Source organism: Streptomyces sp. NPDC036822 (genome assembly GCF_055609145.1).
This window is the reverse complement of sequence record NZ_JBVJPY010000003.1, coordinates 1-24,458: the sequence shown is the minus strand read 5'-3', so window position 1 is coordinate 24,458 and position 24,458 is coordinate 1. Positions and strand designations below refer to the sequence as shown.

Sequence of the window (24,458 nt, the reverse complement as noted above, 5' to 3'; positions counted from 1 at the left end):
GATCCGGCTATGCTGCGGGGGTGCCCTTGTGGTGAGGGCCGTTAGCTCAATTGGCAGAGCAGCGGACTTTTAATCCGTTGGTTGTGGGTTCGAGTCCCACACGGCCTACCGACGGCGGGTAGGGCTTCGGCCCCTGACCTGCTGTGAAGCGCCCCGACCGGTTCCGACCGGGCGGGGCGCTTCGGCGTTCGCGGGCCGGCGTGAGCGCGTCACCTCTGCGAGGTCGACGCACGGAACCCGTGTGCGGCCCGCGCCACCTCGCACGGGCGGACGGGTCCCGGAGGGGCAACACCGCTCCCTGCGCGGGGATTTCGGCCCGGAGCGCGTCCCCGGGGCGCCGGCGGCCCGTTGTCAGTGGCTCGCGCGATGATCGGGGTGTGTCCGGGCCGTGGGGGCCGGACGGGAGGAGGACGGCCATGGCCGAGGTGCTGTTGTTCCACCACGCGCAGGGGCTGACCGAGGGCGTCCGCGCCTTCGCCGAGGAGCTGCGGCGGGCCGGACACGGCGTGCGGGTCCCCGACATGTACGACGGGAGGACGTTCGACACGCTCGAAGCCGGTGTCGGGTACGCCCAGGAGGTCGGGTTCGGGGAGATCGTGGCGCGGGGAGTGCGCGCAGCAGAGGGGACGCCCGAGGGAGTGGTGTACGCCGGGTTCTCGCTCGGCGTGCTGCCCGCCCAGCAGCTGGCGCAGACGCGGCCGGGTGCGGCCGGAGCCCTGTTGTTCGACGCGTGCGTCCCCGTCGGCGAGTTCGGGGAATCCTGGCCGGAGGGGGTGCCCGTCCAGGTGCACGGGATGGACGCGGACCGGTTCTTCGTCGCCGAGGGGGACCTCGACGCCGCCCGCGCCCTGGTGGAGAGCGTCGTCGACGCGGAGCTGTTCCTCTACCCGGGCGACCGGCATCTGTTCGCGGACAGCAGCCTGTCCGGGTACGACGAGGCGGCGACGGCGCTGCTCGTCGAGCGGGTGCTCGCATTCCTGGAGAAGGTGGCCTAGGCCGCCGGGCGACCTGGGCGCGGGCGGGCAGCGGAGGCGGTGGGGGCCGGGCCCGCGCTGAGGGGCGGCTCGCGGGGCTCCCGGGGGCATGGGAGGGGCTCCGAGGGGCCTCAGGCGTCCTCGGCGTCCCCGAGGACCAGCCGCTCCAGCCGCTCCGGGTCCGCCAGGATGTGGATCTCGACGATCCGGTCGCCGACGATCGCGAACGCCATGAGCGCGGCGGGGCGGCCGTCGGCCATCGAGACGACGCCGGGAGCGCCGTTGACGAGGACGGGCCGGGCGGTGTGGCGGAAGCGGGAGAAGGCGAGGGCCTGGCCGATGACCGCCTCGGCGCCGTGGACGAGCTTCGAGGCCGCCGCGCGCAGGGTGCCGCCGTCCGCGCGCAGGACCACGTCGGGGTCGAGGACAGCGAGCAGCCCGTCGAAGTCGCCGCTCCGCGACGCCGCGAGGAACGCGTCGACGACCTCGCGCTGCCGTGCCACGTCCGGGCCGGGCGCCGGGGCCGCGGACCGCACCCTGCGGCGGGCGCGGCTGGCGAGCTGCCGGGTCGCGGCGGGGGTGCGGCCCACGATGGGGGCGATCTCGTCGAAGGAGACGGCGAACATGTCGTGCAGGACGAACGCCAGCCGTTCGGCCGGCGCCAGGGTCTCCAGCACCACCAGGAGGGCGAGCCCGACCGAGTCGGTGAGCAGCGCCGCCTGCTCGGGGTCGGCGGCGCCGCCTTCGGCCCGGCCGACGACCGGGTCGGGGACGTGGTGCTCCAGCGGGTCCTCGCGGCGGGCGGCGCGCGAGCGCAGCATGTCGAGGCAGACCCGGCCGACGACGGTGGTCAGCCAGCCGCTGAGGTTCTGCACACCGGTGACGTCGGAGCGGTGGAGCTTGAACCACGCCTCCTGGACCGCGTCCTCCGCCTCGCTCAGCGAGCCGAGCATCCGGTACGCGACCGCCCGCAGGTGCGGGCGGTCGGCGTCGAAGCGCCGTGCGAGGAGGTCCGTCTCGTCCACCCGTGTCTCCCTTGTCGTTTCCCGCCGTTTCCCGCCGCCGTTTCTCCGCGTCTCCCGGCGTCTCCCGGCGTCTCCCGACGGCGTGCCGAGAGGAGGGCGTCCCGGGAGGACGGCGGCGGTTCGCGGCGGCATGCGAAGCCTGCCTGGAGCGTGCCCCGCGTTCGCTCGGCGACGGTGGCCGCCGTCCCGATGCGTGAGATCCCCGCCGCCTCCCGGCGAACGCCCGTCTTTCCCCGGCGGAACGCCGTCGGTCCCGGGAATCGCCACTTCAGCCGGTTGATCTTCGATCGTACGTTTGCACACATGACGACAACGACGCAGGTCAATTCGGTTCTTCGCACGCCGCCGGCCTCTCCCGCCGTGGCGGCGGCCTACTTCGCCGCCAGTCTCGCCTTCCACGCCGACGTCTCCGATGTCGCCTCCGCCCTCACCGCCGACACGGACCCCGGCTTCGTGGTCGTCGACTCGCGCTCCACCGCCTCCTGGGACCAGGGCCATGTCCCCGGCGCGGTCCACCTGCCGACCGCCCTCATCCCCGAGCAGGCCGAGCGGCTCCTGGACAGGTCCGTGCCCGTGGTCACGTACTGCTGGGGCCCCGGCTGCAACGGCGGCACCCGCGCGGCCCTCGCCCTCGCCGAGCTCGGCTACCAGGTCAAGGAGATGCTCGGCGGCTTCGAGTACTGGGTGCGCGAGGGCTTCGCGTACGAGACGTGGGAAGGCGCGGAGAAGAAGGACGCGGACCCGCTGACGGCACCCGTGGACGCCGAGGACTGCGGCTGCTGAGGAAACGGATTTCCGGATCGGCCACCCATGCCGTAAGGTCATATTCACCGACGCGGGGTGGAGCAGCTCGGTAGCTCGCTGGGCTCATAACCCAGAGGTCGCAGGTTCAAATCCTGTCCCCGCTACTCAGTAGCAACGAAGGCCCGGATCCAGTCAATGGATCCGGGCCTTCGTCGTGTTTCCCCGCTTTCCGGCTTCCTCCCTGTTCCGGCTTCCCCGCTCCTTGCTTCCCGGCTTTCCCGTTTTTCGGCTGGCGTCCCCCGGCTCCCGCTCCGTGGTGCCTTGACCTTTACGCAACGTCAAGATCTAGCGTTCTCGGCATGGAGTGGTCGATCCAAGAGATCGCCAGGAAGGCCGGCACCACCAGCCGCACGCTCAGGCACTACGGAGAGCGCGGACTGCTGGAGCCCAGCCGGATCGGCGCCAACGGTTACCGGTACTACGACCAGGCGGCACTCGTGCGGCTGCAGCGCATTCTGCTGCTGCGCGAGCTGGGGCTCTCGCTCCCCGCCATCGCCGAGGTCCTCGCGGGGCAGCGCGACACGTCCGCCGCCCTGCGGACCCACCTCGCCCTGCTGGAGCAGGAGCGCGAACGCATCGGGCGGCAGATCGCCTCGGTGCGGACCACTCTCCACAAGACCGAGAACGGAGAAGAACTCATGGCCGAGGAAGTGTTCGACGGATTCGATCACACGCGGTACGAGGCGGAGGTCAGCGAACGCTGGGGCCGCGACGCGTACGAGAAGGGCGACCGCTGGTGGCGCTCGCTCAGCGCCGAGCGGAAGCAGGCGTTCATGGACGAGCAGGCCGGCATCGCCCGCGACTTCGGGCAGGCGGCCAGGGACGGCCTCGCCGCCGACAGCGCCGAGGTGCAGGAACTGGCCCGGCGGCAGGTGGAGTGGCTGTCACACACGACGACGCCCGGGAAGGAGTACGTGATCGGCCTCGGCCGGATGTACGTCGACGACCCGCGTTTCACCGTCCACTACGACAAGCACGGCGAGGGCACGGCGGTCCTCGTCCGGGACGCCATGGAGATCTACGCCGAGCGGAACCTCTAGGGGTGTCAACGGTGGCCGAATCCCCGCCTGCCCCGTTACCCATCGACGTCCACCTGCCCGCGCAGAGCGCCGGCCCGCAGCTCGCGGCGCCGGACGCGGGGGGAGCCGTACCCCTGGCGTCCGACGAGGTCTTCCCGCCGGATCCGCATGCCCGCTGTGTCCGCGGCAGGGCGGGGCCCGGCCCAGCGCCGGGAAGTCTGCTGCTCGCCCTCGGAGTGGACCGGAACTGAGCCGGGTCCCGCCTTCGCGTGACCAGGTTCCCTCCGGCGTACCACGTACCACTCCAAGGACGCATTCCTGATGAGCAAGCTTCTGCCCGGCACAGCCCTGCCCACCAAAGCCCTGCCCGGCACCTCACCCACCGTCGCCCAGCAGACCGTCGGCAACACCCCCGTCCTGTGGATGGACGACGGCTACTGGGCCAAGCTCGAAGGCTTCAACTTCGGCGGCATCAAGGACCGCGCCGCCCTCCGACTGCGCGGCGACGACGGCGCTCCGGCCTGGTGGCCGAACCAGTACGGCAACCCCGACAACCCGGAGGCGTACGCCGGGCTCGCCGCCGAACTCTCCGCCCAGCTCCCCGTGACGGGCCGGTCGGCCGGCTTGTGGCTGGTCCTGTGCGGGGTCGGACTCGCCTGCGCGGCGGCGGTCAGGGCTCTGTCCCGGGGCGGACGTCTGGCGGCGACCGGCTGAGCACCGGCCAGGCGGGTGGCCAAGCACCGGCCCGGTGGGCGGTTGAGCGCCCGGCCCGGCGGTCCCGGTCCGTGCCGCGAGGGGCCGTCGAGCGGCGGCGCTCCCGGCCACCGCCTGCGGGCCCGTGCCTCCCGGGCCCGCCTCCCGGTCGCCCGTCCCCCACTCGGCGCAGTGGAGGTCGCCGCCCGGCGCGGCTCCCGGCAGGCTGGGGAGGGCACGGTACCGTCCGTCGCCGTGTACGGACCCGGCAGGAGAGCACAGGTGGGGCAGCCAGCGGCGGGGAACGGGACCTCCGGGCATCCGCGTCCGCGTGGCGAGCGCGCCCGCCGGTTCATCCGGGCCCTGCCTCCGCTGGTCATCGCGGGCGGGATCGTCTTCGACCTCTCGACACCGCCCGCCTACACCGCCGCCCCGCTGTTCTCCGCCGCCCCGCTCATCGCGGCCCCGCTCTTCTCGATGCTGACGACCCTGCTCACCGGCATCGCCGCCGTGCTGGCCTCCATCGGGCTGCACGTCTACAACGACACCCTCACCGACGTCCCGGCGCTCACCGAGACCTTCACGGTCATCACGGTCTCCGCCCTCGCCTTGCTCATCAACCGGGTCGTGCGGCGCAGTGGCGAGCGACTGGCGTCGGCGCGGGTGATCGCAGAGGCGGCGCAGAAGGCCGTGCTGCCGACGCCCGCCGAGCGGATCGGCGGGCTGCAGATCGCCGCCCGCTACGAGGCCGCGCAGGCGGACGCCTTCATCGGCGGCGACCTGTTCGCCGTCCAGGACACCCCCTACGGCGTACGGCTCGTGGTCGGTGACGTACGGGGCAAGGGCCTGGACGCGGTCGAGGCCGTCGCCGTCGTCATCGGCGCCTTCCGGGAGGCCGCCGAGCAGGAGTCGACGCTGGAGGGCGTCGCCCAGCGTCTGGAGCGGGCGCTGGCCCGTGAGGGCACCCGGCGGGCCGGCCTGGACGCCGCCGAGGGGTTCACCACCGCCGTCCTGGCCGAGATCCCGCGCGGTGCCGGGCTCGTCCGGGTGGTCAACCGCGGGCACCCGGAGCCGCTGCTGCTGTACGCCGACGGCGGCCTGACCATGCTGGCGCCGACCGAGCCCGCGCTGCCCCTCGGAATGGGCGATCTGGCCGCGTGGCCGGACCGGGCCGACGCGACGCCGTACCCGCCGGGCGCCACGCTGCTCCTCTTCACGGACGGCCTCTCGGAGGCGCGCGACGCCCAAGGAGCCTTCTACGACCCCGCGGAGCGTCTCGCCGGGAGGATCTTCCCGGGGCCGGAGGAGCTGCTCGACGCGCTCGTCGACGATGTGCGCCGGTACACCGGCGGCGGGACGACGGACGACATGGCGCTGCTGGCGGTGAGCCGTCCGGCGTCGGGGCAGCCGGTGCGGCGGCGGACGATGCCCGTGGTGCCGTGACGTGGGCGGTCGTGACCATCCGTGATCGAAAGGTCCCGCTCCGATAACAGTTGACTTAACATCAGTTTCGAGTTGCGCACCGCCTTTTCACGGAAGGGGGGTCAAGTCGGGCCAATACGCCGCAATCCTGTGAACGATCAATAGGAACAGCTTGGAATCAGGACCCCCTGTCTATTAACGTTCGATAACGCAGCGCGGTCGTCCCAGTCGTCGCAAGAGACGGCACCGTGCGCGTGCGCCGAATCCTGAAAGGGAACCGGGGAACCACTACTTGGGGTGAATCGGGCGCTTTCGCACCTGTGCGACCGTGCCCGTAGGAGACCTTCCTGCTCCGAACCCGTCAGCTAACCCGGTAGGCGAGAAGGAAGGAAAGGAGCACGCCTCCGTGGCGTCCAACACCCCTGCCCCCGAAGCCCCCTTCGATGCGTTCGGTGCCTCGGGTGCCGCCGGGACGGACCACGACGCGGGCACCTGGGAGGAGTGGAACCCGACCGAGGACTCCCTCCGCCAGCAGGCCCGCTCCGGAGGCCGTCACCGCGTCGTCAAGCAGCGCTCCGGCTTCGCCCGCTCCTCCACCGTCCTCGGCGTCGGCGTCATCGCCGCCGTCGGCGCGGGCGGCCTGGCCACCGCGCAGGAGAAGCCCGCCGTCTCCATATCCCTTCCCGACCTCGACCTCCCGGACGCCTCCGGGCTGCCCGGCGTCGGCGAACTCCTGGCGGACGGGACCGACGGAGCCGGCGACACGGCCGACGGCTCCGGCACGGGCAACCTCCAGCCGCTCACCGCCACCCTCGCCCTGCCCGCCGAGGGCACCGGGACGGCCGAGGTCACGACCGCCTCCGCGTCCACCGCCGACGCGGGCGAGGCGCTGCGCGCCCGCATCCTCCAGCAGGCCGAGCAGCAGCAGGCCTCCGCCGACGCCGCCGAGAAGGCCGCGGCGGAGAAGGCGGCGGCCGAGAAGGCCGCTGCCGAGGCGGCCGCCAAGGCGAGCGCCGCGGAGAAGGCGGCGGCCGAGGCGAAGAAGCAGGCCGAGGCCGAAGCGGCGGCCAAGGCCGAGGCGGAGCGCCTGGCGAAGCTCGCCGCGAGCTACGCCCTGCCCACCTCCTCGTACGTCATCACCTCCACCTTCGGCGAGTCCGGCTCGATGTGGTCCTCGGGCTACCACACGGGTCTCGACCTCGCCGCCCCCACGGGCACGCCGGTCAAGGCGGTCCACGGCGGCACCATCACCTCGGCCGGCTGGTCCGGCGCGTACGGCTACCGCATCGTCCTGGAGCTGGAGGACGGTACGGAGATCTGGTACTGCCACCTCTCCTCCATGACCGCCTCCGCCGGCCAGTCGGTGGGCACCGGCGAGACGATCGGCCGCGTGGGCGCGACCGGCAACGTCACGGGAGCCCACCTCCACCTGGAGGTCCACACCCCGGGCGGATCCGGCGTGGACCCGGCGGCCTGGCTCCGGGACAAGGGCCTGAACGTCTGACCCGGCAGGTCGGTCCTCGCCGGCGCGGCGGACGCCGCCGTGCCGGATGCGGGCCCGGTGTCCGTCAGCTGCGGTAGGGGTTGTAGCCGCTGTAGTCGAGGTACTGCGGCGGCGCCCACACCTGCCCCGTGGCCCGCGCCGCGTACGTGAGCGCGGGAGAGGCCACCGCCTTGCGCTGCCAGAGGTGGTGCAGCAGTTCCTGCTCGCGGGCGGCGAAGTCCGGTTCCGCCGCGCCCCTCTCGGCCTGGTGGCGTAGAAACGCCAAAGTCGTCGCGAAGGCTTCGTACTCCCCGACCGCCTGCGCCGCCGGCTTGCCGTACGTCCGTGCGGCGAAGGCGCGGGCCATCGAGCGGGCCCGCATGGAGGAGAGCGCGAGCGGCTCGGCGGGCGAGAGCCAGCCGGCCGCCGCGTAGGCCGGGAGCTGCCCGGATATGGTGCGCAGCTCCCGCTGCCGGCTCCATATCGCCAGCCAGGTCAGCAACGCGAACGCCGGCACCATGAACATGCCGTACACGAGGATGAACCCCCAGCCGCCGAAGACGGCCGAGCCGTTCCACAGGGCGTGCATGCCCATGGCGAGGAGCAGGCCGGCCAGGGGGAGCAGCGTCCGGCGGATCCGCCTCCGGCGCGCGGCGAGAGCCGCGAAGCCGAAGCCGAGGCCGGTGAGCACGGTGAACAGCGGATGCGCGAACGGCGACATCACGATCCGCACGAAGAAGGTCCCGGCCGTCACCGAGCCGAGGCCCGAGGAGCCGAACTCCTGGTCCTCCCCGAAGGCCCTGCCGAGATAGAGGATGTTCTCGGTGAAGGCGAAACCGGTGGCGGTGAAACCCGCGACGACGACCCCGTCGACCAGCCCGGTGAAGTCACGCCGGCGGAAGAGGAAGAGCAGCAGGACCGCGGCGGCCTTGGCGCTCTCCTCCACGACCGGTGCGACGACGGTCGCGCCGAGGGTGTCCGCAGAGGTGGGGTCGGCGGTCGCGGTCGCTATCCAGCGGACCGCGAAGGTGTTGGCGGTCAGCGCGACGAGCGCGGCCGCGAACGCGCCCCAGGCGAAGGCGAACAGCTGGTTCTTCCACGGGCCCGGCTCCACGCGGTCGAGCCAGCGGAACGCGGCCATCAGGAGCGGCACGGGCAGCACGGCCAGACCGAGCCCGACGAGGAAACCCTCCGTCCCGGTCTCGTCCCGCACCAGCGCGAGGATCACCAGGGCGCACAGCGCGAGCACCGTGATCACGGCGACGGCCCGGACGACCTTGCTGCGCCAGAAGGCGCGCCGGGGCCGGTAGCGCCACTGGGCGCGGCCGGGGACGCCGGCGAAGGCCGGCTCCTCGGTGTCCCTGGCGGGTACGGGGGAGGGAACGGGGTTCGACACGTAAGCGACCCTAACGAGCCGCACCGACAACGTGCGCGGGAGTTCCGTGCCCTGTGGAAAACCCGGTCCTACACGCGCCGGAAGAGCAGGTCGTGGACCACGTGCCCCTTGTCGAGGCCCTGTCCCTCGAAGCGCGTGAGGGGGCGGAAGTCGGGGCGGGGGGCGTAGCCGCCGTCGGGCCGGGTGTTCGCGAAGTCGGGGTGGGCGGAGAGGACCTCCAGCATCTGCTCGGCGTACTCCTCCCAGTCCGTGGCGCAGTGCAGGACGGCGCCGGGCTTCATCCGGCTCGCGAGCAGGGTGAGGAACTCGGGCTGGATGAGGCGCCGCTTGTGGTGGCGCTTCTTGGGCCATGGGTCCGGGAAGTAGACGCGGCAGCCGTCGAGGGCGTCGGCGGTGAGCATCTCGCGCAGGAGGATGATCGCGTCGCCGTTGGCCACCCGGACGTTCTCGAGCCCGTTCCGGTCGGCCAGTCCCAGGAGGTTGCCCTGGCCGGGGGTGTGCACGTCCACGGCGAGGATGCCGGTGCCGGGGTCGGCGGCGGCCATCCGCGCGGTGGCCTCGCCCATGCCGAAGCCGATCTCCAGGACCACCGGAAGGCCGCCGAACATCTCCCTCAGGTCGAGGACCCGCTTGCCGTCGATGTCCAGGCCCCAGTCCGGCCAGCGCTTGAGCATGGCCTCGGCCTGACCGGCGGTGACGCGGCTGCGCCGGGGCTGGAAGCTGCGGATGCGCCGCTCGTGGTGCGACCCGGCGGGATCGGGCAGGGGCCCTTCCCCGGCGGCGAACATCCGGCTGCCCCGGCGGGCGACGACGGCCTCGGCGACGGGCTCGGTGGCGGACGCGACGGCGGCCGGCTCGGCGAGGACGGGCGCGTCGGCGGGGTGCGGAACGGTTTCACGGGTCTCAGACACAATGCGGCAATTCTACGGGGCCGCCCGCGCTCGCCGGCGGCCCGCGGCGACGGGCCGCGGCGACGGCCCGGCGCGGGGAACGGCCGGGGGGATGACCCGGCAGAGCGGCCCGGGTGAGCGGTCCCGGGGAGGGCAGCGGCCCGGTAAGGGCGCCCCCGTAGGCGCCACGCCTCCGCCCAGCTGCGGAAGATCCGTCCGCTACAGCAGCGCCAAAGCGCGCTGCGCGACCTCCCTGCCGATCGGGAGGGACGCCGTCGCCGCCGGGGAGGGGGCGTTCAGGACGTGCACCGTCCTCGCCGATTCCCGGATCAGGAAGTCGTCGACCAGGGTGCCGTCCCGAAGCACCGCCTGGGCGCGGACGCCCGCGGCGGTCCGTCGCAGGTCCCGCTCCTCCACGACCGGCAGCAGTCTGCGCACCGCCTCCGTGAACGCCCGCTTCGACAGCGAGCGCCGCAGCTCCCCTGCTCCGTACCGCCAGTGCTCCCGCGCGATCGCCCATGAGCCCGGCCACGCGAGCGTGCCCGCGAGGTCCCCGGGGCGCACGACCGACCAGCCGTACCCCTCCCGGGCGAGCGCCGGCACGGCGTTCGGGCCGACATGGACGCCTCCGCCGATCCCCCGGGTCAGGTGCACGCCGAGGAACGGGAACGCGGGGTCGGGAACCGGATACACGAGGCCGCGGACGAGCGAGGGGTCGGCCAGTTCGTAGTACTCGCCCCGGAAGGGGACGATCCGCATCTCGGGGTCGTCGCCCGCGAGCCGGGCCACCCGGTCACAGTGCAGCCCGGCGCAGTTCACCAGGACCCGCCCGCGCACCACCGTGCCGGCAGCCGTGCGCACGGCCACCCCCCAGGGCCGCCGGTCGACCGCCGTGACCTCCGAGCCGTAGAGGACGCGGGCCCCCGAGGACTCGGCGAGCTGCGCCGTCACCGCGCCGTAGTCGCAGATCCCCGTCGTGCCCACGTGGATCGCCGCGAGGCCCCGCACCCTCGGCTCGTAGGCGGAGATCTGCGCCGGGCCCAGCTCCCGCACCGGGATGCCGTTCTCCCGGCCGCGCTGCACGAGCGCGTGCAGGCGGGGCAGCTCCTCGCGCGCGGTCGCGACGATCAGCTTGCCCGTGACCTCGTACGGCAGGTCGTACTCCGCGCAGAACTTGACCATCTCGGCCGCGCCCGCGACCGCGAACCGTGCCTTCAGGGAACCCGGGCGGTAATAGATCCCGCTGTGGATCACGCCGCTGTTGCGTCCCGTCTGGTGGCGGGCCGGGCCGGGCTCCTTCTCCAGGACGGTGACACGGGTGCCGGGGGCGGCGCGGCTCAGGGCGTACGCCGTCGACATGCCGACGATTCCGCCGCCGATCACGAGCACGTCGCAGTCCACGTCCCGCACATTCCGTACATCCCGCACGGACCGCTCGGACCGGACGTCCCGCGGGTCTCGTGCGTCCCGTACGGACGTCTGCGCCCCGGACACCTGCACCACCTCCCACCCCGATAGTGCACTGGCCCACTGACAATGCGGCTAAACCCGGTGGGACACGCGTCACGCCGGTGTCATCAGCAGCGGCCGGGCCCGCTCGCGCAGCTCCATGACCCTCGGCTCGTCCCCGTACGGCTCGAGCCGGTGCAGCAGATCGCGGACGTACTCCGTGGTGCGGGCGGACGAGATCCGCCCGGCCACCTCCACCGCGCGCGTGCCCGCCGCGCAGGCGGCGTCCAGATTGCCCGACTCCAGCTCCGCGACCGCCGACACCACGAGCCGCAGCCCGTGCGAACGGACGTACTCCTCCGTCGGCCGCGAGAGCGCCTGCTCGGTGAAGCGGCGGACCTGACGGGGGGCCTTGAGGTCGCGGTAGCACTCGGCGGCGTCGGCGCAGAACCGGTCGTACGAGTAGAAGCCCAGCCAGGACGGGTCGGCGTCGCCCTCCCGGGAGCGCTCCAGCCATCCCTCGGCCGCCTTGAGCGCCGCGGCGGCCGCCGCCCCGTCGTTCGCCTTCGCGTGCGCCCGGGCCTCGACGAGCCGGAAGAAGGACAGGGTGCGGGCCGTGGCGAGCCCGCGGTTGCGCTCGAGGGCGGCCTGGGCGAGGTCCACGCCCTCGTCGGCGAAACCGCGGTAGGTGGCCTGGAGCGACATGGAGGCGAGGACGTAACCCCCGAGGGGCACGTCGGCGGCGGCGCGGGCGAGGCGCAGGGCCTGGATGTAGTAGCGCTGGGCGGCCTCCTGCTGACCGGTGTCGAAGGCCATCCAGCCGGCCAGCCGGGTCAGCTCCGCTGTGGCGCCGAACAGGGCCCGGCCCACCTCGTCGGAGTACGAGCCGAGCAGCAGGGGAGCCGCGTCGACGCGTAAGCACTCCGGGACCATGGAGGAACGCCAGTCGCCCCCGCCGTACTTGGAGTCCCAGCGGCGCGCGTCCTCCGCGGCCTCCCGGAGCTTGGCGACATCGCTGTGCCCCACGCGCGCGTGGAGCCCGTTCTCGGGGGCGTCGGGCGCCTCCTCGATCCCACCGGGCCCGCCCGCCCCACCGGCCCCCGACCGGCGCACCAGCCGCTCCACGGACGAGTCGGCGGGGGTTATCAGCCATCGGGAGGCGGGGGTGGCGTACGCGCTCACCGCGAAGGATCCGGCCAGCGACTGCCAGATACCGCCGCCGCCGGCCCGGCGACCGGCCAGATCCAGCCGGTACAGCTCGGTCGCCGAACGGACGGCCTCGCCCACGTCGCGGGGGAAGGCCAGGCCCACTTCGGGCGCCGGGTCGGCGTCGGCGAGACCGATCTCGTGGAGCGGCACCGGACGGCCCAGCTTCTGGCCGATGGCGGCCGCGATCAGATGCGGGGCGGCGCCCTGGGGCACCATCCCCTTCGACACCCACCGCGCCACCGACGTCTTGTCGTAACGAAGCGTCAGCCCCCGCTGCGCCCCGAGGTCGTTGACGCGCCGGGCGAGCCCGGCGTTGCTGATTCCCGCGAGGGCGAGAACCGTGCCGAGCTTTTCGTTCGGCCCGCGTTGCTCCCTGGACATGACGCCACCCCTCGACCACCCAGACGGCCGCCGCGACACCGGGCATAAGCGTGCGGCATTCGTAAACACAGCGTAGTTCGCCGCATCCCTACCGTTAAGGGGCGGAGTGCCGTATGGCGGGATTGTTGTGTGGACGGACCCGGGACGGGCGGACGGCGCGGAGGGGTCGGTGCCGAGAGCGCCGGGGGCGCCGCCGGGGAGCGTGCTCCGGGTGTGTGGCCGTGCGCCCGGCCGTGCGCTCTCGCCCGGCCGGAGGGGGAGCGCTTCCATGAGTGCTGCGTGGGTCGGCCCACCCGGCCAGAAACCGGTGGGCTGGGGGATACCGCCGCCCCCTCCCCGCGGGCGGCGGACGGCTCCGGGAGGCGATGGGCGCCTCCCGGACTGCCGACGGCCCGACACGCCGCCGAGAATGGCCGAATGACGACGGTGGGCAACTGGCCAATGCCAGAGGCTCATTCGCCTTTCGCGCACCCGGCCACGCGGCCCGTCCTGTGCGCTGTTGTCGTGGCAGCATGTTCCTCCACCGAACGGACGTGGAGGCGCCGATGCGATGGCTGGTGGGCTGGAGCAGTGTCGCCGCGAGCTTCGGTACGGCGGGAACGGCGGGCTTCCCGGGAGCGGACGGCCTCTCCGGAGCGGCGGGTCCCCCCGGCCTGGCCGGCGCCGCGGACGGCGGGACGGCGTCCGAGGGGCGCACACTGCAACCGGTGGGCGCACAACTCCTGTGGGGTGACCCCGATCCGCTGTGGGCGGTCGGCGACTGGCGCCCCGACGAGGTGCGGGTCGTCGGCGTCGACGCGCACAGCCGCCTCGCCGTCCTGGGGTGCTGCGCGGCGAGCGACGAGGAACTGCGGAGCGGGCTCTTCGCCGCGCGCGGCGGGGCGTTGCGCCACCTCACGTCCTGGGCGGGCAGCTACACCGCCGTCGTCCAGGTCGGCCGCCGGATCACCGTCACCGGCGATCTGGCCGGCGCGCGGCCGGTGTTCCACACCCCCTGGGCCAAGGGCACCGCGTACGCCACCGCCGCCCTGCCGCTCGCCGACCTCATCGAGGCACAGCTCGACATCGGGCACCTCGCGGCGCTGCTCGCCTGCCCCGAGACCCCGGAGGCGCTGCGCGACTCCACACCGTACGAAGGCGTGAAACGGGTCCCGCCCGGCCACGCGCTGATCCTGCGCGAGGGCTCGCGCGAGGTCACCGGCTACGAACAGGTGGCCTCGCTCGCCGTCGCCGCGCCGGAGACCGAGCCACGGCAGGCGGTGGAAGGGGTACGGGACGCGCTGGTCGAGGCGGTACGGGCCCGGCTCACCGCACCCCGGCACGCGCCCGAGACCCGGCTGCCGGACCCCGGGCCCGTCCCCGGCATGGGTCCCGCCGAGCGACGGGCCGCCCGAGGCGGCGGACCGGCGCCCGGCATCGGCGCGGACCTGTCCGGAGGCAGCGCGTCCGGCACCCTCGCCCTGCTGGCCGCCGGCCTCCCGGGCGTACCCGGCACGATCCTCGGCCACGGCACCGGCGCGGGGGAGCGGCTGCTCGCCGTCACCTTCAACGACCTGGCCACCCGGACCAGCGCGCATCGCGAGGAGGAGCTGGAGCGGGCCCGGGCCATCGCCGCCGACCCGCGGCTGCACCACGTGGTCGTCGCGGCGGGCGAGGAGGCGCTGCCGTACGCGGAGCTGGACGGACCGCTGACGGACGAGCCCGGCCCGTCCCTGGTGGTGGCCGGCCGGCACCGGCGGCGCCTCGCGGGCGGCAGCGCCGACCACTTCACCGGCCTTGGCGCCCGGCAGGTCCTCGACGCCCACCCGGCGCGCCTCGCCGACCTGCTGATGGACCGGCGGCGCAGATCCCTCGTCCGTCCGGTGACGGCGCTCGCGAAGGCGACGGGCACGTCCGCGGGCTCGCTCCTCGTCCCCCTGACCGTCTACCGCGCGGCGCGCCGCCTGGCCCGTACGCCGTACCGCACCGGCCTGGAGGCGGCGGCGACCGGGCTCCTGGAGGCGAACCGGACCCCGCCGGGCGCCTTCGGTCCCCTGGAGGCATCGCTCTCGGCCCTGACCTGGTCGCGGCCCGGTCCGGCGGCCCGGTGGCTGACCGGGGAGGCCCTCGCCGAAGTATCGGTTCGCCTGCAACGGGCGGCGACCCTGCCGACCTCGGTGCAGCGCCCGGGGGAGGCACGCGCGCGTGCGGCGCTCGCACGGGCCGCGGCCGACCACAGGGTCTTGGAGCAGGCGGCCGAGATCCGCAGCCAGAGGCTGCACGCGCCGTTCCTCGACAACCAGGTGGTACGGGCCTGCCGTACCCTCCCCGAATCGCTGCGGGTCCAGCCCGGCGCCCGGGCGGACGTCCTGCGCACGGTCCTCGCCGGCGCGGGCGTCCACGACCTGCCGTCCGGCTGGGGCGCCCCGAATCCGGCGGTCCCGGCCGCCGCCGCCCGCGCCGGCCTGCGGGCCGCGCTCCCCGGCCTCCTCGCCGTCTTCGACGCCCCCCTCCTCGCGGACGCCGGCCTGATCGAGGCCCGCGTGGTCCGCGAGGCGCTGATCGCCGCCGCCGACGGGGAGCCGGTCCCGCTGGACGGCCTCGCCGACCTCGTCTCCACCGAACTCTGGCTCCGCCGCCTCCTGGCTCGCCGCGGATCCTGCTGGACGGGCACGGCGGCCCCCCGCCAGCGCGCGGTCCCGGGCCCCCTGGTCCCGTCCTCCCGGCGGTCACTCCTGGCGTGAGGCGCGGGCGGCGCGTACGAAGGGCGGGGTGGGGGAGGCCGGGGCGAGGCGTCAGTCGCGCGGGGCGTCGCCCGACGGGGCCGGGCCGCCCGATGACGCGCAGGTGATCTGCGACCGGGCCCAGTCCGCGACCGCGACCCGGCCGAACGGCGTCTGGGGCTCCACCACCAGGCGGAGCGTGCCGCGTCCGGCGATCCCGACGTGGACCGGCACCGCCGGATCGCCCGGCCGGACCACGGCGGAACGCCAGAGCCGTTCCCCGTCCCCGTAGACGGAGAAGCGGACACCGCCGACGCCGAGAGGGGCGCTCAGGTCGTCGATGCCGACGACCGCGTCGTAGCCGACGCACGGGCGGTTGAGGTCGATGGTCAGCGAGGAGGGCGCTTGCACGCTCACCCCGTGCGCGTACCGCGTACCGCCCATCCACAGGCTGTCGCGCTGCCACATCGGGCTGCTGTCCCCGAGCCGCACCTCGGGCTTGGTGCCGTCGCCGGCGATGCCGTACTCCAGTCGGCTGACCGGGTAGAGGACCGGCGGTGCGGGCGGCGGGGGCGCGGTCTTCGAAACGGTCGCTGCCGGGGTCGGGGTCGGCGCGGGTTCCGGCGCGGGCCGGGGGCGCGGCGGGGCTACCGACCGGGTGGGGGCGGGGGTCGGCCGCGGCTCCGGGGTCGTCTCGGCCGGGGCGGGCGGCGGCGGTGGCTCGGGCGCCGGCCTCGGCGAGCGCGCGGGCTCCGGCGGTACGGCGGGGGCGACCGTCGGCGGGATGGGGACGGGTCCGGCGACCGGCTGGGGGTCGCCGGACAGCGCCCACACCAGGCCGGCGGCCGCGGCGACGGCCGCCGCGGCCGCGATCCCCGCCTTCGCGGGTGCGCCGAGCCCTTCGGCCACGGCGGCGGACGACGTGCCGGCCGAACCCGACGAACCGGCGCCCGTGGCGGCGGCCGCCGCACCGGCCCCGGCGGCACCGGCCGCACCGCCGGCCACCACGCCCGCGGCCTTGAGCGAGTACCCGGCGGCGAACCACCCGATGACGGCGACCGGGAGCAGCGCGGGGATCCCGGCGTTGACGTGCTCCAGCTCACCGGCCGCGAGCCGGCACCTGGCGCACTCGTCCAGGTGCTTGCGCAGCCCGCGCTCGGCCCGCGTCCGCAAGCCCCCGCGGGCATGGGCGCCGAGCCGGTCGGCGTAGCGGGCGCAGTCCCCGCCGGAGGTGAGGGACTCGCTGACGTGCGCCTGGAGGTAGGCCTGCTTCAGGCCCTCCCGGGCCCGGCTGGCCAGGACGGCCGTGGCGTTGGCGGTCAGCCCGAAGAGCGGTGCGACCTCGCTCGGTGACTCCTCCTCGACGGTGGTGTGCCACAGCACGGCCTGCCAGCGCTCGGGCAGCGACCTGAACGCCTGCATGGCCAGGGACTGCTCGGCCTCGTGCATAGCCCGGACGTCCGCGCCCAGGTCCAGCGTGTCCTGGTCGGAGACCTCGGAGCCGCGGGCGGCGTGCGCCGCGAACACCGCGAAGTCCTCGACCAGGTGCTCCCGCCGCTGCGTCCTCGTCCAGTGGGCGGCGACCCGCCGGACGGTCGTCAGCAGATAGGCCCGCACGGCGTACTCGGGGCCGGCCCCGCCCCGTACCGCCTGGAGCGTCCTGGCGAACACCTCGGCCGTCAGGTCGTCGGCGGTGTGCGCGTCCCGGCAGCACGTCCGGGCGTAGCGCCGCACGGCCTCGGAGTGCCGCCGGAACAGCTCTTCGTACGCGCTGTCGGCGCCGCTCCGCACGAGCTGGACCAACTCGGCGTCGGAGGGCGGCAGCTCGACCGGCGGAGGCAGCAGACCGTCGTCGTCCGCATCGTCGCCGTAGGCGGCCTCGGCCTCGCGGCCCCCGTCCCCGGGAACACCGCCCGGCCCGCCCACGGCGCCGCCCGGCCCACCGCGTTCGCGCTGCTGCGGCACGCTCGGCGGAGCGTCCACCGGCGCCGCACCCGCCGGGCCCCTGGCCGGACCGGAGGAGCCCTGCGGGCCGCCCTGGCCCGGCACCTGCCGGACGGACGGGTGGCCGGTACCCATGGCACCGCCCTGGCCCAGCGGCTCGTCCCGTCCGTCACCGCTCATCGCGGAAGCCCCCGTACGCACGCCCAGACCCGAACACCGGCCAAGCGTGACACAGAGCGCGTGCGCCCCGGAGCCGCAACCGCACTTACCACTCGTCCGGGGTGACTCCCCCCGTCGAGGCGTAACCGCGCACGTGTGCGCGTCCGTTCACGCGTGTCCGTGGCGAGGCGAGCGCCGGCACCGGGCCGCGAGCAGGGGGGAGTGAAGGGCCGCGCTCCCGCGACCGCACCCCCCTCCGGCTACCGCGACCGCAGACCCTCCAGCAGGATGTCCAGGAGGCGGGTCGAGGCCGCCGCCTGCTGCGCCGCGTCCGGCAGGGCGGGCGCCGCCGTGGCTATCACCAGGAGGACGTCCGCCACGGTCACGTCGGCCCGCAGCTCACCCGCCTCGCGCGCCCGGTCGACCAGCCGCCCGACGACCTCCAGGAGCTCCGCCGCACCGGCGTCGTCGTCCTGCTCCGCGGCCGGCACCGCGCGCGACGCGATCACCCGGGACGGCAGGTCCCCGACGATCCGCTGGTGAGGCACCCGCGCGCCGTCCTCCGAGGACCGCGCGCCGGACGCCGAGAGCTCCTCCTCGGCGGAGGTCCCCTCGTCCACGCCGACCCTCAGCACCTGAGGAGGCAGCAGCCGCCCCGCGCCCGAGGCCACCGAGGTCCGCAGGAACCGGGAGAGCGCGGACCACGGCTCGTCCTCCTGCCCCAGCGCCGTCCGTGCCTGATCGGTCAGCCGGGCCGTCTCCTCCTCGGCTATCCGGCGCACCAGCACGTCCTTGCTGGGGAAGCGGCGGTAGACCGTGCCCACGCCGACCCGGGCGCGCCGCGCCACGTCCTCCATCGGCGCGCCGTATCCCAGCTCGCCGAACACCTCGCGCGCCGCGCGCAGGACGTGCTCCAGGTTCCGCTGCGCGTCCACGCGCAGCGGCGCCGCCCGGCCGACCCCCGTGGGGGCGGCCGACATGGCCGCCGAGACACCCGACATACCCGTCGACGTGCCCGGACGTCCGTTGACATGGCCGTCCGTCGCCGCGACGACGGTCTGGCCGTACGCATCCTGCATGTGCATAAGCGTTCCCCCGCTCATGATGTCTCCCCCCGGAGACTCCCCGCCCTGACACGGGGTCCCGGACCCTGTCCGCGCTCTGGTCCGCGCGCGGCCGTCCGATACCCCGACGAGGTACGAACATAGTTGAGTCGGGGTCAATTCAGAAGGGGGAGTTCCGTACGGTGCGCCCCCCGATCGGAGCAAGGACCGGAACTCTCCCGATTCCCACCCCCCACCGCACCCCCCTCGTCGGCCCTGACCTGCACACTTCCCGCCGTACCCCCCTCACGCGCCACCCCACGCCCCCGCACTTCCGCGGTCACACAATTTGCCGGGCCTGTGGACAAACCCCGGACGGCGGTGCGTCATGGGACAGTGACCGAACCTGCGCGCATTCTCGTTGTCGGCGGTGGCTACGTCGGGATGTACACCGCGCTGCGCCTGCAGCGGCAGCTCAAGGCCGAGCTGAGAAGCGGCGCCGTCGAGATCGTGGTGGTCACTCCCGACCCGTACATGACGTACCAGCCGTTCCTCCCCGAGGCGGCCGCCGGTTCGATCTCGCCGCGCCACGTCGTCGTCCCGCTGCGGCGCGTCCTCGACAAGTGCCGGATCGTCATCGGCGAGGTCCACGCCGTCGACCACGCCAACCGGACGGCGACGCTCTCCACCCTCGCCACCGAGGAGGAGGGCACCGGCCACGACCGGCTCTCCTACGACGAACTGGTCATCGCGCCCGGCTCGATCTCCCGCACCCTCCCCGTCCCCGGCCTCGCCGACTACGCCATCGGCTTCAAGACCGTCGAGGAGGCCATCGGGCTGCGCAACCACGTCATCGAACAGATGGACATCGCCTCCTCCACCCGGGACCCGGGCCTGCGCGACGCCGCCCTCACCTTCGTCTTCGTCGGCGGCGGCTACGCGGGGGTCGAGGCCCTCGCCGAGCTGGAGGACATGGCCCGCTACACCGCGCGGTACTACCACAACATCAAGCCCGAGGACCTTCGCTGGGTGCTCGTGGAGGCCACGCACCGGATCCTGCCCGAAGTGGGCGAGGAGATGGGCACGTACGCGATCCGCGAGCTGCGCGCCCGCAACATCGACGTACGCCTCGACACCCGGCTCGAATCCTGCGAGGACCGCGTGGCCGTACTCAGCGACGGCGCCCGGATCCCCACCCGTACCGTCGTGTGGACGGCAGGCGTCAAACCCGCCCCCGTCCTCTCCGCCACCGACCTGCCCCTCGACGAACGGGGCCGGCTCAGGTGCACCGCCGAACTCACCGTCGAGGGCGTCGAACACGCCTGGGCGGCGGGCGACGCGGCCGCCGTCCCCGACATCACGGCCGGCGAACCCGGCAGGCAATGCGCGCCCAACGCCCAGCACGCGGTCCGCCAGACCAAGGTCCTGGCCGAGAACATCGCCGCCTCCCTACGCGGGCAGCCGCTCAAGGAGTACGCCCACTCCTACGCGGGCTCGGTCGCCTCCCTCGGCCTCCACAAAGGCGTCGCCCACATCTACGGCCGTAAGCTCAAGGGCTACCCCGCATGGTTCATGCACCGCGCCTACCACCTGAGCCGCGTCCCGACCTTCAACCGCAAGGCCCGCGTCCTGGCCGAGTGGACCCTCTCCGGCCTGTTCAAACGCGAGATCGTCTCGCTCGGCTCGCTCGAACACCCGCGTGCCGAATTCGAACTCGCCGCCGCACCCCCGCCCCCGAAGAACGGCCCGAAGCCCGGCTGACACCGATGTCAGTGCGGTCGGTCACACTGGACGTGTGACCATAGGTGGGCTCACACCTGCACAGAGTGACTCAGCACGGCCAACGACACCACGAGGCATACAGATCCGTGAACTTCACCCGTTGGAGCGCCCGGCTCCCCGGCACGCAGCGCCGCACGGCGGCTCGGGGGACCGAAGGCTCCGTGCCCGCGGCCCGCGGTGAGTACGGGCCGCAGCTGGAGCACCTCGCCGCCGACGCCGCCGACGTGCCCGCGCTCGAGGACTTCTCCGTACGCGAGGTCATCGGCCGGCTCCCCGGCCTGGTCGCACTCGCGCACGGCCCCGAGCACCGCATCGCGTACGTCAACGACGCCTACGCCGCCGCCTTCGGCCCCCGGCCCGCCGGGGCGACCGTCGCCGACGCCTGCCCCGAGGCCCACGAACTCGGCCTGCTCCCGCTGATGGACCAGGTCCTGCGCAGCGGCAAGCCCCGGACCGTCAAGTCCCGCAAGACCCAGGACGGCGGCTCGTACACGGTCACCTGCCTGCCCGTCGAGTCCCCGCGCTTCACCGGCGGCGGCGTCCTCGTGCACGCCGCCGACGTCACCGACCACGCCGAAGCCGCCGAGCGGCTGCGCGCCAGCGAGCGCCGCCACCGGGAGACCGCCGTCACCCTCCAGCGCTCCCTGCTCCCCCAGGAGCTGGAGCAGCCCGACGACCTGCGCATCGCCGCCACGTACCAGCCCGGCGGCACGGACGCGGCCGTCGGCGGGGACTGGTACGACGTCATCACCCTCGGGGCGGGCCGCACCGCCCTCGTCATCGGCGACGTGATGGGGCGCGGTGTGCGCGCCGCCGCCGTCATGGGCCAGCTCAGGACCGCCGTGCGCGCCTACGCCCGGCTCGACCTGCCCCCGCACGAGGTGCTCCAGCTCCTCGACGGCCTCGCCGCCGAGATCGACGCCAGCCAGATCGCCACCTGCGTCTACGCCGTGCACGACCCCAACGAAGGCAAGCTCGTCTACGCCTCCGCCGGCCACCTCCCGATCCTCGTCCGCGACGAGGACGGTTCCGTCCGGCGCGCCGAGGACCCCACGGGGCCCCCGCTCGGCACCGGCGGCTGGCTGCACACCTCCGGCAGCATCGCCCTGCCCCCCGGCTCCAGCGCCGTCCTCTACACCGACGGTCTGGTCGAGCGCCGGCGCGAGGACATCGACGAAGGCGTCGCCGCCCTGGAGCGCGCCCTCTCCGGCGCCACCGGCACCCCGCAGGTCGTCTGCGACCGGCTGCTGCGCTCGCTCGGCGTCACCGCCGAGCACGACGACGACGTCGCTGTCCTCGTCGTCCAGCACCCCGCCCGCAAGGGGCCCGACGCCGAGCTGTTCCACAACGCCGGCCTGGAACTCCTCGGCGGCGTCGAGGCCGCTCCCCGCGCGCGTGCCTTCGCCTCGGGTGTCCTCGCCAGCTGGCGCTTCCCCGTCGAGCTGCGCGACCTGGGCGTCCTCGCCACCAGCGAGCTGGTGGCGAACTCCCTGAAGCACGGCACCCCGCCGATGCGCCTGCGCCTGCGCCGCACCGACCGCCGGCTGATCATCGAGGTCACCGACGGCGACGACCATCTGCCGCGCCGCCGCAGAGCGGAGTCGGAGGACGAGGCGGGCCGCGGAATCTCGATCATCGCGACGATCGCCTCGTCCTGGGGAAGCCGCCGCACGCCGGGAGGCGGCAAGGCCGTCTGGTGCGAGTTCGCTCTGCCGGACTGAGCCGCCCGCGGAGCGCGACCGCACCGGGGGCCGGCACAGCCGTCAGGCGGCGAGCGTCTCCTTCTCGGGCCGGTGGCGCGCCACCACCCGCGAGGGCTTGGCGGCGAGCGACGGCTGGTCCTGCTCGGGCGTGAGCCGCCGGCCCAGACGCAGCGCCAGGACGGTGATCCCGAGCGAGAAGAGCACGAAGGTCACGATGTACGGCCCGTGCAGCGCGGCCCCCATGGGCCCGCCGACGGCCGGACCGACGGCCAGCGCCAGCTGCTTGACCAGGGCGAAGGCCGAGTTGTACTGCCCGACCATCGCCTCCGGCGCCAGGTCCGCCACCAGCGGCGCCACCGTCGGCGACAGCATCGCCTCACCGAGACCGAACAGGGCGTACGTGGAGACGAACGCCGCGGTCGCCATGGCCTGGCTGCCGTGCCCGAGGCCCGCGTACCCGGCGATCACCCACGCCACGGTCCAGATCAGACCGACGGCCGCGATCACCCGGCTGCGCCTGCGGCGCTCGACGAACCGCAGCACCACGAACTGGGCGACGACGATGACCGCCGTGTTGGCGGCCAGCGCGATCCCCAGCGTCGACGGCTCGATGCCGGCCGCCTCCGTCCCGTACGCCGCCAGACCCGACTCGAACTGCCCGTAGCAGGCGAAGAACAGCACGAAGCCCAGGACGCACAGCCGGACCATGGCCTTGTGACCCAGGAGCGCGCGGACACCGCCCCCCTTGGACGCGGCCGGCCGGCTGCCCTGAAGGGCGGGCGAACCCGGCACGCGCACGGTCAGCACGATCCCGGCGAGCACCAGGAACATCGCCGCTTCGATCGAGAAGAGAAGAAGGAAGCTGCCGGGCCTGCTCTCGTCGACGAGCTGGCCGCCGATCAGACCACCGACACCGAGTCCGAGGTTCTGCAGGAAGAACTGCATGGCGAAGGAACGGGTCCGGCCGGCCGGGTCCGAGCACCAGACGATCATCGTCGCGAGCGCCGGCTGCATCACGGCCGTACCGGCACCGAGCAGCGCCGCCGCCCCCACGACCGCCGAAACGCTGCCGGCCAGGCCCATGCCCAGCGCACCGAGCGAGGCCAGCACGGCGGCGACCAGAAGGACGGGGACGGGCCCGCGCCGGTCGATGGCGCGCCCGCTGAACGGAAGGACGACGAGTGCGGCCATGGCGAAGACGGCGAGCACGATGCCCGCCGTGGTCGCGCCCAGGTCCCGCACCTGAGCGACATACACATAGAGGTACGGAACGGTGAAGCCGAGCCCGAACGCGCTCAGCGCGCTCCCCGCCTGGATCCGGCGCATCGCTGCACCCATCGCCTTGGTCACACTCACCCACTTCGATAGAGGGTTCAGGCATGTACGCCTGAACCCTGAAGACTTCAACCCTAAAGTTCGATGCTTAACTGTACACATCGAAGGACTTCAACGCCAACGTCGACCGTGGGATACTCCCCGCATGTCCGACACCCCCGAGCAGTCCGGCGCGCGGTCCCTCCAGGAGCCGAGCCTCGACGAGCAGATCGCCGCCTACCAGCGCGAGTTCCGCGACCTCGACCCCCAGGTCGAGAAGGTCGTCTCCGCCCTGGGCCGGCTGAACCGCCGGATGAACGTCGCGTACGGCCGCCAGGTCGCCGACCTCGGCATCAGCAACGCCGAATGGGAGGTCCTGAAGACCCTGGTCCTCTCCGGCGCTCCGTACCGCCTCGGGCCCGGCGAGCTGGCCAAGCGCCTCGGTCTCACCCCGGCCGCGATGACCCATCGCATCGACCGCATGGCGGGAGAAGGTCTGGTCACCCGCGACCGCGACGAGAACAACCGCGTCCGGGTGATCGTGGAGCTCACCGACGAGGGCCGCTCGAAGTGGCTCGAGGCGATGCGCATGGCGACGGACTTCGAGGAGGAGCTCCTCCAGGACCTGTCGACCGAGGAGCGCGGCCTCCTCGGCGAGATGCTGATCCGCCTGCTCAGGCGCGTGGAACACACCCAGCCCGACGCGGGCGGCCGGCTCACCGACCTGGACTGACGGGGCCCCTGGCACGGGCTGTCCGAGCCCCGCCGGGCGAGGGTTGACACGCCCCGCCCGTATCCGTAGTGTTCTCCGAGTTGTCACGGGGCCGGAACGGTTCTGCGACAACCACTCCCGCCGCTGATGCGGCAACTCAACCCAGCACGATCTCCCGACCGGGACGAATTTCGGCATGCCGAAATTCATTTCGACCGACTCGATTATGAGCCGCCCGGGAAATCCGCTAGAGTTTGAGCGTCGGAACGGCCCAACAGCCGCGAGGACAACCCCCTCTGACTGGGAATCAGGCCCGAAAGGATCTGATAGAGTCGGAACCGCCGGAAAGGGAAA

General features: G+C 73.8%; 18 protein-coding genes, 2 tRNA genes and 1 riboswitch. Of the genes, 12 read left to right on the top strand and 8 right to left on the bottom strand.

Annotation, left to right across the window (positions count from 1 at the left end):
- The first annotated feature begins 35 nt into the window (after positions 1 to 35).
- Positions 36 to 108 (top strand) — tRNA-Lys (locus ACZ68P_RS07600).
- Between the two features lie 308 nt (positions 109 to 416).
- A complete protein-coding gene (locus ACZ68P_RS07595) occupies positions 417 to 995 on the top strand; it encodes a dienelactone hydrolase family protein (protein WP_471003948.1) in 579 nt (192 codons plus the stop codon).
- 110 nt (positions 996 to 1,105) lie between these two features.
- On the opposite strand, the gene sigJ is transcribed toward ACZ68P_RS07595, so the two are convergent.
- The gene (gene sigJ / locus ACZ68P_RS07590) at positions 1,106 to 1,999 is read right to left on the bottom strand and encodes an RNA polymerase sigma factor SigJ (RefSeq protein WP_471003946.1); all 894 of its coding nucleotides are present in this window, start codon (positions 1,997 to 1,999) and stop codon (positions 1,106 to 1,108) included.
- Positions 2,000 to 2,302: 303 nt separating this feature from the next.
- On the opposite strand from sigJ, the gene ACZ68P_RS07585 reads away from it, so the two are divergent.
- The 6 genes from ACZ68P_RS07585 to ACZ68P_RS07560 all read left to right on the top strand — a co-directional run bounded on the left by ACZ68P_RS07585 (position 2,303) and on the right by ACZ68P_RS07560 (position 7,441).
- Complete coding sequence (locus ACZ68P_RS07585; protein ID WP_471003944.1) at positions 2,303 to 2,782, top strand: rhodanese-like domain-containing protein; 480 nt, start codon at positions 2,303 to 2,305, stop codon at positions 2,780 to 2,782.
- Positions 2,783 to 2,833: 51 nt separating this feature from the next.
- A tRNA-Met gene (locus tag ACZ68P_RS07580) sits at positions 2,834 to 2,907 on the top strand.
- 195 nt (positions 2,908 to 3,102) lie between these two features.
- Positions 3,103 to 3,843 (top strand): MerR family transcriptional regulator, encoded by a 741-nt coding sequence (locus tag ACZ68P_RS07575; RefSeq protein ID WP_471003942.1) that lies wholly within the window; start codon positions 3,103 to 3,105, stop codon positions 3,841 to 3,843.
- Positions 3,844 to 4,143: 300 nt separating this feature from the next.
- Entirely contained in the window at positions 4,144 to 4,536 is a 393-nt protein-coding gene (locus tag ACZ68P_RS07570) for a hypothetical protein (RefSeq protein ID WP_471003940.1), read from the top strand.
- 261 nt (positions 4,537 to 4,797) lie between these two features.
- Complete coding sequence (locus ACZ68P_RS07565) at positions 4,798 to 5,958, top strand: PP2C family protein-serine/threonine phosphatase (RefSeq protein WP_471003938.1); 1,161 nt, start codon at positions 4,798 to 4,800, stop codon at positions 5,956 to 5,958.
- A gap of 226 nt (positions 5,959 to 6,184) precedes the next feature.
- A riboswitch (cyclic di-AMP (ydaO/yuaA leader) is annotated at positions 6,185 to 6,332 on the top strand.
- Positions 6,333 to 6,343: 11 nt separating this feature from the next.
- Positions 6,344 to 7,441 (top strand): M23 family metallopeptidase, encoded by a 1,098-nt coding sequence (locus ACZ68P_RS07560; protein WP_471003936.1) that lies wholly within the window; start codon positions 6,344 to 6,346, stop codon positions 7,439 to 7,441.
- A 64-nt stretch (positions 7,442 to 7,505) separates the two neighbouring features.
- Here ACZ68P_RS07560 and ACZ68P_RS07555 read toward each other — a convergent pair whose 3' ends face one another.
- The 4 genes from ACZ68P_RS07555 to ACZ68P_RS07540 form a co-directional block, all read right to left on the bottom strand.
- Positions 7,506 to 8,816 carry a PrsW family intramembrane metalloprotease gene (locus ACZ68P_RS07555; protein ID WP_471003934.1) on the bottom strand — a complete coding sequence of 437 codons (1,311 nt, stop codon included), beginning with the start codon at positions 8,814 to 8,816 and terminating at the stop codon, positions 7,506 to 7,508.
- 68 nt (positions 8,817 to 8,884) lie between these two features.
- Positions 8,885 to 9,604 (bottom strand): tRNA (guanosine(46)-N7)-methyltransferase TrmB, encoded by a 720-nt coding sequence (gene trmB / locus ACZ68P_RS07550; protein ID WP_471004877.1) that lies wholly within the window; start codon positions 9,602 to 9,604, stop codon positions 8,885 to 8,887.
- A 321-nt stretch (positions 9,605 to 9,925) separates the two neighbouring features.
- Positions 9,926 to 11,065: an L-2-hydroxyglutarate oxidase gene (lhgO, locus tag ACZ68P_RS07545; protein ID WP_471004875.1), complete on the bottom strand. Its 1,140-nt coding sequence runs from the start codon at positions 11,063 to 11,065 to the stop codon at positions 9,926 to 9,928.
- A gap of 204 nt (positions 11,066 to 11,269) precedes the next feature.
- Positions 11,270 to 12,745 (bottom strand): MFS transporter, encoded by a 1,476-nt coding sequence (locus ACZ68P_RS07540; RefSeq protein ID WP_471003932.1) that lies wholly within the window; start codon positions 12,743 to 12,745, stop codon positions 11,270 to 11,272.
- Between the two features lie 545 nt (positions 12,746 to 13,290).
- Here ACZ68P_RS07540 and ACZ68P_RS07535 point away from each other — a divergent pair.
- Positions 13,291 to 15,468 (top strand): asparagine synthase-related protein, encoded by a 2,178-nt coding sequence (locus ACZ68P_RS07535; RefSeq protein WP_471004873.1) that lies wholly within the window; start codon positions 13,291 to 13,293, stop codon positions 15,466 to 15,468.
- A 51-nt stretch (positions 15,469 to 15,519) separates the two neighbouring features.
- Here the strand turns inward: ACZ68P_RS07535 and ACZ68P_RS07530 are convergent, their stop codons facing one another.
- Together ACZ68P_RS07530 and ACZ68P_RS07525 are read right to left on the bottom strand one after the other, a co-directional pair.
- Complete coding sequence (locus tag ACZ68P_RS07530; protein WP_471003931.1) at positions 15,520 to 17,571, bottom strand: sigma-70 family RNA polymerase sigma factor; 2,052 nt, start codon at positions 17,569 to 17,571, stop codon at positions 15,520 to 15,522.
- A 239-nt stretch (positions 17,572 to 17,810) separates the two neighbouring features.
- Positions 17,811 to 18,635 carry a TetR/AcrR family transcriptional regulator gene (locus tag ACZ68P_RS07525; protein ID WP_471003929.1) on the bottom strand — a complete coding sequence of 275 codons (825 nt, stop codon included), beginning with the start codon at positions 18,633 to 18,635 and terminating at the stop codon, positions 17,811 to 17,813.
- 354 nt (positions 18,636 to 18,989) lie between these two features.
- Between ACZ68P_RS07525 and ACZ68P_RS07520 the strand changes: the two genes are divergently transcribed.
- Together ACZ68P_RS07520 and ACZ68P_RS07515 are read left to right on the top strand one after the other, a co-directional pair.
- Complete coding sequence (locus ACZ68P_RS07520; protein ID WP_471003927.1) at positions 18,990 to 20,354, top strand: NAD(P)/FAD-dependent oxidoreductase; 1,365 nt, start codon at positions 18,990 to 18,992, stop codon at positions 20,352 to 20,354.
- Between the two features lie 107 nt (positions 20,355 to 20,461).
- Positions 20,462 to 22,096 (top strand): ATP-binding SpoIIE family protein phosphatase, encoded by a 1,635-nt coding sequence (locus ACZ68P_RS07515; protein WP_471003924.1) that lies wholly within the window; start codon positions 20,462 to 20,464, stop codon positions 22,094 to 22,096.
- A 42-nt stretch (positions 22,097 to 22,138) separates the two neighbouring features.
- Here the strand turns inward: ACZ68P_RS07515 and ACZ68P_RS07510 are convergent, their stop codons facing one another.
- Entirely contained in the window at positions 22,139 to 23,416 is a 1,278-nt protein-coding gene (locus ACZ68P_RS07510) for an MFS transporter (RefSeq protein WP_471004871.1), read from the bottom strand.
- Positions 23,417 to 23,558: 142 nt separating this feature from the next.
- Here ACZ68P_RS07510 and ACZ68P_RS07505 point away from each other — a divergent pair, with 142 nt between their 5' ends.
- The gene (locus ACZ68P_RS07505) at positions 23,559 to 24,125 is read left to right on the top strand and encodes a MarR family winged helix-turn-helix transcriptional regulator (protein WP_471003922.1); all 567 of its coding nucleotides are present in this window, start codon (positions 23,559 to 23,561) and stop codon (positions 24,123 to 24,125) included.
- Positions 24,126 to 24,458 lie beyond the last annotated feature (333 nt).

Excerpts from the sequence above, each read along its gene's own strand:
- ACZ68P_RS07595 (WP_471003948.1), top strand. The coding sequence starts at position 417 with ATGGCCGAGGTGCTGTTGTTCCACCACGCGCAGGGGCTGACCGAGGGC.
- ACZ68P_RS07585 (WP_471003944.1), top strand. The coding sequence starts at position 2,303 with ATGACGACAACGACGCAGGTCAATTCGGTTCTTCGCACGCCGCCGGCC.
- ACZ68P_RS07575 (WP_471003942.1), top strand. The coding sequence starts at position 3,103 with ATGGAGTGGTCGATCCAAGAGATCGCCAGGAAGGCCGGCACCACCAGC.
- ACZ68P_RS07570 (WP_471003940.1), top strand. The coding sequence starts at position 4,144 with ATGAGCAAGCTTCTGCCCGGCACAGCCCTGCCCACCAAAGCCCTGCCC.
- trmB (WP_471004877.1), bottom strand. The coding sequence starts at position 9,604 with ATGTTCGCCGCCGGGGAAGGGCCCCTGCCCGATCCCGCCGGGTCGCAC.
- lhgO (WP_471004875.1), bottom strand. The coding sequence starts at position 11,065 with ATGTCGACGGCGTACGCCCTGAGCCGCGCCGCCCCCGGCACCCGTGTC.
- ACZ68P_RS07540 (WP_471003932.1), bottom strand. The coding sequence starts at position 12,745 with ATGTCCAGGGAGCAACGCGGGCCGAACGAAAAGCTCGGCACGGTTCTC.
- ACZ68P_RS07535 (WP_471004873.1), top strand. The coding sequence starts at position 13,291 with ATGCGATGGCTGGTGGGCTGGAGCAGTGTCGCCGCGAGCTTCGGTACG.
- ACZ68P_RS07530 (WP_471003931.1), bottom strand. The coding sequence starts at position 17,571 with ATGAGCGGTGACGGACGGGACGAGCCGCTGGGCCAGGGCGGTGCCATG.
- ACZ68P_RS07525 (WP_471003929.1), bottom strand. The coding sequence starts at position 18,635 with ATGCACATGCAGGATGCGTACGGCCAGACCGTCGTCGCGGCGACGGAC.
- ACZ68P_RS07510 (WP_471004871.1), bottom strand. The coding sequence starts at position 23,416 with ATGGGTGCAGCGATGCGCCGGATCCAGGCGGGGAGCGCGCTGAGCGCG.
- ACZ68P_RS07505 (WP_471003922.1), top strand. The coding sequence starts at position 23,559 with ATGTCCGACACCCCCGAGCAGTCCGGCGCGCGGTCCCTCCAGGAGCCG.